Origin of the sequence: Methanospirillum sp. (assembly GCF_035406105.1) — an archaeon.
Classification (GTDB): Archaea; Halobacteriota; Methanomicrobia; order Methanomicrobiales; family Methanospirillaceae; genus Methanospirillum.
The window spans coordinates 1-9,557 of the sequence record NZ_DAONKG010000086.1 but is presented as its reverse complement, the minus strand read 5'-3'; the positions used below and the strand labels follow the sequence as shown (position 1 = coordinate 9,557).

At 48.3% G+C, this 9,557-nt stretch carries 12 protein-coding genes and 2 tRNA genes; 7 read left to right on the top strand and 7 right to left on the bottom strand.

The window, feature by feature from the left end; genetic code table 11:
* Positions 1-121: 121 nt before the first annotated feature.
* The 5 genes from PLA23_RS06675 to PLA23_RS06655 all read right to left on the bottom strand — a co-directional run bounded on the left by PLA23_RS06675 (position 122) and on the right by PLA23_RS06655 (position 1,997).
* Entirely contained in the window at positions 122-1,159 is a 1,038-nt protein-coding gene (locus tag PLA23_RS06675; protein ID WP_324474544.1) for a hypothetical protein, read from the bottom strand.
* A 40-nt stretch (positions 1,160-1,199) separates the two neighbouring features.
* A tRNA-Ile gene (locus tag PLA23_RS06670) sits at positions 1,200-1,272 on the bottom strand.
* Positions 1,273-1,283: 11 nt separating this feature from the next.
* Positions 1,284-1,356 (bottom strand) — tRNA-Asn (locus PLA23_RS06665).
* A 64-nt stretch (positions 1,357-1,420) separates the two neighbouring features.
* Positions 1,421-1,705: a hypothetical protein gene (locus PLA23_RS06660; RefSeq protein WP_324328551.1), complete on the bottom strand. Its 285-nt coding sequence runs from the start codon at positions 1,703-1,705 to the stop codon at positions 1,421-1,423.
* 16 nt (positions 1,706-1,721) lie between these two features.
* The gene (locus PLA23_RS06655) at positions 1,722-1,997 is read right to left on the bottom strand and encodes a hypothetical protein (protein ID WP_324474542.1); all 276 of its coding nucleotides are present in this window, start codon (positions 1,995-1,997) and stop codon (positions 1,722-1,724) included.
* 14 nt (positions 1,998-2,011) lie between these two features.
* Here PLA23_RS06655 and PLA23_RS06650 point away from each other — a divergent pair, with 14 nt between their 5' ends.
* From PLA23_RS06650 to PLA23_RS06630, 5 genes are read left to right on the top strand one after another with little or no spacing between them, the layout of a single operon-like run.
* The gene (locus tag PLA23_RS06650) at positions 2,012-3,142 is read left to right on the top strand and encodes a M24 family metallopeptidase (RefSeq protein ID WP_324331356.1); all 1,131 of its coding nucleotides are present in this window, start codon (positions 2,012-2,014) and stop codon (positions 3,140-3,142) included.
* Entirely contained in the window at positions 3,139-4,014 is an 876-nt protein-coding gene (gene map, locus PLA23_RS06645) for a type II methionyl aminopeptidase (RefSeq protein ID WP_324474540.1), read from the top strand. Before PLA23_RS06650 ends, map begins: the two co-directional genes overlap by 4 nt.
* Positions 4,015-4,058: 44 nt before the next feature.
* The gene (locus tag PLA23_RS06640; protein WP_324474538.1) at positions 4,059-5,336 is read left to right on the top strand and encodes an ATP-binding protein; all 1,278 of its coding nucleotides are present in this window, start codon (positions 4,059-4,061) and stop codon (positions 5,334-5,336) included.
* A complete protein-coding gene (locus PLA23_RS06635) occupies positions 5,336-6,058 on the top strand; it encodes an MBL fold metallo-hydrolase (protein WP_324331361.1) in 723 nt (240 codons plus the stop codon). The genes PLA23_RS06640 and PLA23_RS06635 overlap by 1 nt, the downstream gene beginning before the upstream one ends.
* A gap of 50 nt (positions 6,059-6,108) precedes the next feature.
* Complete coding sequence (locus PLA23_RS06630; RefSeq protein ID WP_324331363.1) at positions 6,109-6,387, top strand: DNA-directed RNA polymerase subunit L; 279 nt, start codon at positions 6,109-6,111, stop codon at positions 6,385-6,387.
* 2 nt (positions 6,388-6,389) lie between these two features.
* Here PLA23_RS06630 and PLA23_RS06625 read toward each other — a convergent pair whose 3' ends face one another.
* Positions 6,390-7,001, bottom strand: coding sequence for a translation initiation factor IF-2 subunit beta (locus tag PLA23_RS06625; protein ID WP_324474536.1), 612 nt, complete (start codon positions 6,999-7,001; stop codon positions 6,390-6,392).
* A gap of 177 nt (positions 7,002-7,178) precedes the next feature.
* On the opposite strand from PLA23_RS06625, the gene mptA reads away from it, so the two are divergent.
* Complete coding sequence (gene mptA / locus PLA23_RS06620; RefSeq protein ID WP_324331755.1) at positions 7,179-8,165, top strand: GTP cyclohydrolase MptA; 987 nt, start codon at positions 7,179-7,181, stop codon at positions 8,163-8,165.
* On the opposite strand, the gene PLA23_RS06615 is transcribed toward mptA, so the two are convergent.
* Positions 8,158-8,682, bottom strand: a complete 525-nt coding sequence (locus tag PLA23_RS06615) for a HepT-like ribonuclease domain-containing protein (RefSeq protein WP_324474534.1) — start codon at positions 8,680-8,682, stop codon at positions 8,158-8,160. The genes mptA and PLA23_RS06615 overlap by 8 nt on opposite strands.
* A gap of 544 nt (positions 8,683-9,226) precedes the next feature.
* Between PLA23_RS06615 and PLA23_RS06610 the strand changes: the two genes are divergently transcribed.
* On the top strand, positions 9,227-9,557 hold a 331-nt coding region (locus tag PLA23_RS06610; RefSeq protein ID WP_324474546.1), incomplete at its 3' end, for a nickel-dependent hydrogenase large subunit.

Here is a 9,557-nt window from a genome sequence, read left to right as displayed (position 1 = left end):
AACACGACGGATACAGGCCGTATGTACCAACCTTCCTCAAACTTCGCCCCCTGCATACCGACGATTTCAGGTTACAAGTGACGCCGATCCACCCGGGCTAGTCCCCATAATTATGCTGCAGCTACGGAATAAAAACTTCCCCTCCTATTTTTTCCTGCCATGATGTCAGAATGCGATCATTTTTCCTGAATGATTCTTTATCAAAGGGGTCGAATACGGTCAGTCGTCTGCCGGGAGGAATTTCAGGTCCTAGAAATTCATACGATCCATGATATACCTGAATCAAGATTTTTTCTCCTTGCGCGGTGCAGATCAGGACTGGTTTCAAAGACCAGACTTTTGGTCTTTTCCCGATCTCTTCATGGATAGTTATGGTATTAATTCCCAGTTTTTTCTGATTTATCCGTATTGTCTGGATTGCACTCCAGACTGAAGCATGCCACACATCACACATCACAATCCTTGGAACACCAAACAGTGCTGCACTGATGCCGAGTGTCCCCGGACCTGCACATGCGTCAATAAAGACGTCCGGATGTATCTGCCTGACATGCTTTTCTACACTCAGTATCTTGGGATCAATACCTTTTGGAAACTCGATGTGCATGAATGCCTGCTTTTTAATGACGACGACCGGGCCTTTTCCTGAGAGAAAGATATCCTCCCTGACATCACACCCGCATACAAGTGCCCCTTCATGGACTGATGGTTCCTGTCCTGTTATGATGTCCCCCGGACCAGGCAGTTCCTGCATATGGGTGATGATTCCGCACAATTCAGGAATGAGTGTGTATGCTTTCTCTGCAACCGGAGCAGGGATACAGTCAGAGATGATCAGAAGGGACCGGGGTGGGAGCATAGGAGGTCGGCGAAGAAAAAGACCAGGGCATATGAGCGGGGTTCCGATGGATGAGAGCGGTTCACTGCCTTCAAACACCCCTTCGGTGTGTAAAATCCGGTATATTTCTGCCATCACATCGTCGATAAATCGGCGGTTACACTGGCAGGGACCGGAAATAACCTCCCCGGACAGGACTGGCCTATCTTTATCCCATGGTCTTGGGTTGCATTGTGGGCAGGGTGCAAACACCTCTGTGGGGCGTTGCGTGATATCTTCAGAACAGATAAGATGGTCCTCACCACAACAGGGACATTTCATTGCAGTACCATGACCATCTGTACGTAAAAAATACAGGTCATGGGCCTGATGCGATTCGAACGCATGACCGCCCGGTTATGAGCCGGGCGCTCTCACCGCTAAGCTACAGGCCCAAAAAATGAGACGCCGCCAACAGGACTCGAACCTGTGACAAACTGGTTAACAGCCAGTCACTCTACCAACTGAGTTATGGCGGCTCAGATGTGCTCTAATACGTATGAAGTAATGACTAATAAAGGTAATGGTAATCGTATCAGGATTTTAGGAATGCTTCATTCTCCGTACAATCCGGATAATCTCGTCAATATCATCGTTCAGATGCAGAAACATCTCCTCAGCTTTGGGTGTTACCATCGCTCCTGCACTTGAGGCGCGAATATATCCGCTGCTTTCAAGAACCCTGAGTGAATACCGAATCCGGTGCTGGGGAACATTCAGAAGTTCGGATAACTTGATTATACCGATTGGCTGATGTCCGGCAACAGCCCGCAGAACCTCGATGTGACGGGATGCGAGGTTGATATCCTCTTTGATCTTCTCAAGCATCGACGGTTCTTGCTCTTTATCCTGCATGATCATTCAGCCAGGCTTTTGTTTTATGATAATTTCTGGTGAAGATCACCGTCAGAATAACAGCCAGAATACAACTGATTCCTGCACCAGGAATCCTATATGCCTCTGGAAAGAGGAAGAGTGCAATAGGGATCAGTGCAAAAAACAGGATAACTCCGTTTAGAAGTACGGTAAGGTGCCAGAATCGCCACCTGAACTGCTCTTTTGAAGCATCATCCATTATAAATACATCACGTTTTGCGTAAAAGTACTTGTGGTCTGACATAAAACCTGTATGAGATGGACAGCCTTGATGACCTGATCAGGGATGCCGGCGCAGCAGCATATTGTCTGTATGCTTCATCTGATAATGCAGCAATGCGGCACATGACTCGGTTTGTAACACATGATCCGGTCACAATACTCAAAAGAATAGATAAACCCCCCCTCATGATCGTCCCCCAGATGGAAGCGGACCGGGCGTTGCGGGAGTCATTGGCAGATGTCCTTACCCGCCAGCAGGCAGGATATCTGGAGATATTTGAACATGAGAAAGACCCCTGGAAGATCCAGGCAGAAATGATTCACCGCCTGTGCGCCGGCCCGTATCTTGTTCCGCCCGACTTTCCGACAGCCCTCACTCGTGCTCTTGAATCATATGATACGGTGTATGTCGATTCATCATCAAGACTGACGGCTCATCGCGCAATAAAGACTCCGGAGGAGACTGGATGGATTATCCGGGCACAACGGGCTGCTGAAGCTGCAATGGACAGGGCAGTCAGTCTGATCAGGTATGCAGATATCAGATCGGGAGTGCTCTGGCATGAAGACTCTCCTCTCACATCTGATATCGTCAGGTATGAGATGAACAAGGTTCTGCTTGCTTATGACTGCACCGCCCGGGATACGATAGTTGCATGCGGACCGGAGACTGCTATGCCTCACTGCACGGGAAATGGTGAGCTCAAAGCCCACGCACCGATTGTAATTGACGTCTTTCCCTGTGATAATAAAACCGGATATCATGCAGATATGACAAGAACCGTCAGCCGGGGAGAGCCAGCAGGATCCGTGAGCGAGCTCTATACTGCGGTAAAGGATGCCCTTCTAATGAGTGAACGTATGGTCCGCGACGGGGTGTCCGGAGCTGCGTGCTACCAGGCGGTGCGTGATTACTTTTCTGATCTTGGGTACCGGTCGGATACGGAAGGTTTTATTCACAGCCTTGGACATGGTGTAGGTCTTGAGATCCATGAACAGCCTTCCCTGTCCGGCACGGGAGGATTATTGCATGCAGGAAATGTGATCACCCTTGAACCCGGTCTGTATTACCGCGATATTGGGGGTGTCCGGATTGAAAACCTGGGAATAGTGGAAAAGAGCGGTTTTTCACGAATTACAGACTACCCTCTGGAGATGGTTTTGTGAAAGAAGAGATATTTGACCGGTATATGCAGGCGGGGGCGGCAGCAAAGAAGATACTGACGGCAGGAGCAGGAAGAATACAGGTTGGCACATTATTATGTGATGTTGCGGACTTTGTCGAGGGTATGATCCTGGATGAGGGGTTTGGAATTGCCTTTCCAGTCAACATCTCTCTGAATGAATCGGCTGCTCATGACACTCCATCACCGGATGATACACGGGTCTTTGCAGAAGGCGATATGGTCAAACTGGATATCGGCGTGCATCTTGACGGGTATATAGCAGATACGGCCTGTACCGTAGACCTTGGAAATCAGCCGCTCTTGTGTGAGGCCTCCGTTGCTGCAAGAGATGCTGCTATTGAGGCAGTAAGACCCGGCGTTGCCATAGGCACCCTTGGTGGTATCGTAGCTCATGAGATTAAAAGCCGGGGTTTTGTACCGGTTGCAAACCTGACCGGTCATGGTCTTGATCAGTACTGCCTGCATACCGGGCCGAATGTTCCAAATATTCCGGGCGTTGGTGGTGCAGTCCTTGAAGAAGGAATGGTCCTTGCAATCGAGCCATTTGCATCCACCGGAACCGGTTTTGTCCATGACGGAAGAAGAGAGGAGATATTCAGTCAGATCGTGCGGCGTCCGGTCAGGCTTCCGGCTGCCCGTAAGGTGCTTCAGGAGATTGAGGGACGAAATGGCATGCCGTTTGCAAGGCGGCATATCCATGTGAAATCGGCAGACCTCGCCCTTGCCCGTCTGATGAAGGATGGCATAATCCGTTCATACCCGGTGTTATCAGATGTCCCGGGTTCTTTTGTCTCGCAGGCTGAACATACTATGATTGTAACCGGTGATGGCTGTATCGTCACCACTGCATGATACCGATTCTTCAGTGATGAAAGCATAGTATAAGGATTATCGAAATGACCCGTGATGAGGAGATCCTGGATCTGATAGAACTGCTCCTGACTGCAGAGATTTACAACCAGTACCCCAATCTGAATGTCAATGATTTGACACCGCTTGCCCGTGAGGTGTATGGTATTCATTCCATAGATGGCGAACGGACGCCGGTTGTTGTGGCAGAGAGTGCGCTTCAGCGCGTGCTTGGCATTCCTGATGCGCATCTCAGGCTCGATAAACATCCTCTCACGCTCTATGAAGAGTTCGGGCACCGGCTCAGGATAACCTCACTTCCAGCGGGGCTTACCTGGTTTTTAAAGAATGGCGGACGGTCCAGGATCGAGAAGAATCCGGCCCTTGCCTGGTATGCACATGAGCAGGATCCCTCAATCGGTATCACGTATGAAGAAGTCAGGGAGGCCAATCCCCGGTTTGAAGACAGCAGGATCTATCTGGATCGCCGGATCTCACGGATGCTTGCAGAAGATGACAAGCTCAGGTCAGGTCTTGATCTAATCATCATCAGTGCACCGGAGGAAGTGGAACAGACGATAGATGACATCATCTGTTCCGCAGATCAGCTGAGTCGTATTGTTAAGCTGAAGGTCGCTCTTGAGCACCTTGAATTTTTAAAGAGCAGGCGGGTTTATGAGATCGGAAAACTGCTCTTTATAGGTCCTCCAGGAACCGGCAAAACCTCTCTGGCATTTGCGCTGACCCGTGTTCTCCATATGCCGATCCTTGAGGTCAGGCTGTCCATGGTTACGTCTCAGTATCTTGGTGAAACATCCAAAAACATTGATCGGATTTTTGATGTGGCACGACTGTTATCCCCGTGTATTCTCTTCATCGACGAGTTTGATTTTCTTGCAAAGAGTCGTATCGGTGATGACCACGGGGCGATGAAACGTGCCGTTAATGCACTTCTTAAAAACATCGATAGAATCAGCCTGGTCCGTAACAAAGTCCTCCTTATCGGGGCAACAAATCATCCTCAGCTCCTGGATGAAGCAGCATGGAGGCGGTTTGATGAAGTGATCCCGTTTGATCTGCCAGATCGCTCAACCCGTGAGTTGATTCTCCGCCGCCTGCTTTCAGAGTCAGAGACAGAGGTTGACATTGCCCAGGTTGCAGAACAGACCGAAGGGTTTTCCGGTGCTGACCTGAAGATGCTGGTTCGCGAAGCGATTCTTTCTGCACTTACTGACGGCCGTTCTGAACTCACCCGTGAGGACATTACAAAAGGTGAGCTTCTGATAAAAACGCGGGATGAGCATAAAGCCAGGAATTGGGTCTGATGAAGGTCAGGATCCTTGGTTCAGGAGATGCAGTAGGGACCCCTCATGTCGGCTGTACCTGTAAAAACTGCATTTATGCACAGGAAACAGGTATTGAACGACTTCGAACCTCTCTTTTGATAACCAACGAAAATCATCATCTGATCATCGATACCACACCGGACTTACGACGCCAGCTCCTGCTCGCCGGTTCACCAAGAATTGACGCGGTCATATGGACCCACGGGCATTATGATCACTTCATGGGGTTTGGGGATTTTTACCGGGTCCAGAAAGTGCCTCCGGTCTATGGAGCACCCCAGGTTCTCTCCTCCTGTAGTCCTGTCTTTCACTTTCTTATAAAGGAGGAACGACCGGTAGCGGTCTACACCCCCTTTATTACCTGCGGCCTTGAGATAATCCTCGTCAGAGTGGAACACCCGAATATCTACACGACGGGTGTAATTGTATCGGATGGACGAACCAGGATAGGATATACATCTGACACCAATGAACATATGCCAGATGAGACCCGTGCCCTGTTTCAGGGGGTTGATATGCTCTTTATCGACGGTCTTTTTCCGGACTCGTTCAAGAAGGTTGAAAAGCATCTCAACTACGAGGAAGCGATCGGGATGGCACACCAGTTGCAGGTGAAGGATTTTCGCATTGTTCATATGAGTCATCTCATCCCGTTTGATGCACCAGGTCAGGGTCATGACGGAGAAGTAATAATCTTTTAAAGGGTTTACGCGCTCTACCTTTATCTGATCTGAACTCCAACACAGTACAAATGAATATTACGGTTCTCGAACTGGGTGAGGATAAGGTCAGGATTTCTCTTGCCGGCCAGGGACATACATTCATGAATGCATTAAAGACCGAGATCCTTACCGATCCGACGGTGGATGTTGCTAATTATGTCATTGAATTTCAGTTTTCAGACCCGGTCCTGACCGTTACCACTCATAATAAGGCCGATCCGGTAAAACCGGTCCTGGATGCATGCAGGCGGCTCTCGGGTCAGTGTGAGGAGCTCTTAGCCTCTCTTGAACAATCAGTAAAAAAATAGATTCAGGGTTTTTCTGTAAAGATCATTGAACCTGATATCTTCGCAATCCTCACTTTTACTTTCTGGCCAGGCCGGCCGCCGGCAACATAGACGATGTATTTCCCGACTTTTGCAACGCCGTCTCCCCGGCGGGATGTGGATTCGATGGTGACTTCGATGATATTCCCCTGTTCAAGACCTGATGCTCCGGATTCAACTTTTGATTTTCTCTTCCGGACCGGCCGGTGACTCCCGCACGCCTCACATTTGAGCATGAGAATACGGTCATCCTTATAGAGCCGGGTATCTGGTTTTCCACACTCAGAACAGATCACATAATCATCGACATAACTGCGTATCATTGGGGAGAAGAGTGAGTCTTCAAACTTCCCGTTAAAAATTGCACGTGACCCGTCGATCTTTCCTGCAGTACCCAGTTCTCCGAGGAGGTACTTCATGAGGTGATCCGGATCGCGCCGGAGAGCACTCACAATATCTGAAAAGTTCTCCAGGATGGTGGTCTTGCCCTCAATTATTGACTTTGGTTCGGGGTATGACCAGCGTTCTCCATCCTCTGACGGTTCTGTCACCTCCTCATATGCCTTATTCAGAAGGGCCTCGTATGATTCGACCATGCGTTCATTATTTCTTTCACAACCGCAATTAAATGTCCCTCTTCTCCCTTCCAGGGAGAGTCCCTGACCCATACCGGAAGGTCAGATATATCAGGATCTGATATACCATCTGAAAAGCTTTAGTATAATTCGGATCCCACTTATGGGAACCACTCAATATTTTTCTCCGAGGGCGCAATGTCTCTGCTAAAAACATCTGAAAGGGTTTTTTCCCGTGAACTGCCTGATGTGCAGTCCACCCTTCCTGATGTCAGGATTAACCTGACGCGGGTAGGTGTAAAGAATGTAAAAAAAATGGTCGAAGTTACTAGACCCGGAAAACGCCCGGTCATATTCATCTCCATTTTTGATATCTTTGTGGATCTTCCCGGCAGTCTGAAGGGGGCGAATCTCTCCAGAAATTTTGAAGTTATAGACGAGGTTTTGCAATCCGCGATAGAAGGGGAGGTTAAGGAGATTGAAGAACTATGCAGCAGGGTTGCACGGCGGCTGCTTGATAAGCATGAGTATGCTGACCGGACAGAGGTACAGATGCGGTCTGAGTTTATGGTTGTCGGGGAGACACCAGTCACCGGAACGCTGTGTCAGGAAGTAGTCAAGGTGTTTGCAAGTGCCATCGCTCAGCGTACCTTCAAAGAGCCTATTGTCAGGAAGAGTATTGGTGCGGAAGTGACGGGTATGACCGCATGCCCCTGTGCCCAGAATATTATGCAGGAACGGGCGCGAGAGGTTATGGAACAGCTTGACATTCCAAAGGATAAGATCGACTCATTCTTCAAAGAAGTGCCGATGGCAACTCATAATCAGCGGGGAAGGGGTTTTCTCTCTATCGAGACTGATGATGAGAGCCATGTGAAGCTGGAGAAGATCATTATGATCCTCAAGCAGTCCATGTCCACACCAATATTTGAACTCCTTAAGCGTGGTGATGAGGGTCATGTTGTTCTTTCAGCCCATAAAAACCCGCGGTTCGTCGAGGATTGTGTCAGGGAGATGGCCCGTCGTGTCCATGCAGAGTTTGGGGATCTTCCCGGTGATTCCGTGGTGACCATTGCCCAGGATAATGAAGAGAGTATTCACCAGCATGATGCATTTGCAGAGCGACAGGCGACTATCGCCGAGCTTGCGGATGAGATCAATGGTGAAAATCTTGACATTAGCTGATAAACCATAGCAGAATAAGCACCAGCAGCACACATGCGGTTCCGGCCAGAATAACCAGATTCCTTTTTTGCTCATCATTCCGGATAAGTTCCTGTTCCATGATCTGAACGAACTGACGATATACCGGCACCATCTGATGGACTTTTTCAAGGTCATCCCGGGTAATCTCATAAAAGTGATGTGAAACCTGGTTTCGAAAATTGACAAGGTCAATCATCTGCTGACGCATCTCCCATGAGATGACGCCATGATCATAGAGTCTTTTGAAGAAAACCTTGGTCTTAATCTGTTCATCGGTACTGATATATCCCCTGATCAGACTGACATCACGTGCCAGATCCATAAGACGGTTTGTCAGGGCAAAAAGAACCATCGCCCGGGCATAAAAATCCCTCCGATCCCGATCAAACCGTTCTTTTCTTCGAAAGATACGCTCCTCATCCTCCAGGTAGGATCTGATGTCACACAGTACAGACTGGCAGGCTGTGGATCGAAAGAGACAGGTCCCTGAAAGCATGAGCAATAACTCTTCAATGTGTCTTTTTTTGGGAATATATCAATTGATCGCGGTTTCATCAGATGGGTGTATGAGCGCGAAGCAGTATGCTTTCCTCTTTTGTGATAATCCTCCCATATTTCAGTCATTTTTTTCAAATTTGAAACCATAGAAAAAGGTAGATATCCCTTTTGCCGTTTCTATGAGTAACACAAATATTGCCAGGAACTGCGATGAAACGGGGAACATTCAAATGGATATACTCTTGCTAATTTTAAAATTAAAAATGAATGTACTGTTTTGAAGCTGAATTGGCCGGCTGACCAATCATTTCTCACTCATATTCATATCATACATATTGTGAATAATATAACATTCATAATAAAATCGCGCAGACATCAATGAAAAATCGAGGCATGTTCTCCGTTCAAATGGCAAATTAGATATATCTTATAGCCAAATGCCATTTGTCGTACAATGGTACGGTCATACCCTCAGATCTCCTGAGGGCTCTTGATATGAGTTGTACAGCATTGCGAACAAACAAATATCAAAGGCGATTCTCTTGTCCAAAGTAGTAGAAGTTTCCCCAACCACACGACATGAAGGACACTCCAAGCTTGTCCTTAAAGTCAACGATGCGGGAATAATTGAGCGTGGAGATTGGCTGAGTATCACTCCGGTAAGAGGTATTGAGAAACTGTGTGTAGGTAAGACCATGCACCAGGCACCCAAGATCTCATCCCGTGTATGTGGTATCTGTCCAATCGCCCACACCCTCGCAGGTGTCGGTGCCATGGAGGCATCGATAGGCTGTGAGATTCCGCAGGATGCATATCTGCTCAGAACAATTCTTCAGTGTGCCAACAGGCTTCACAGCCACGCACTTCATAACA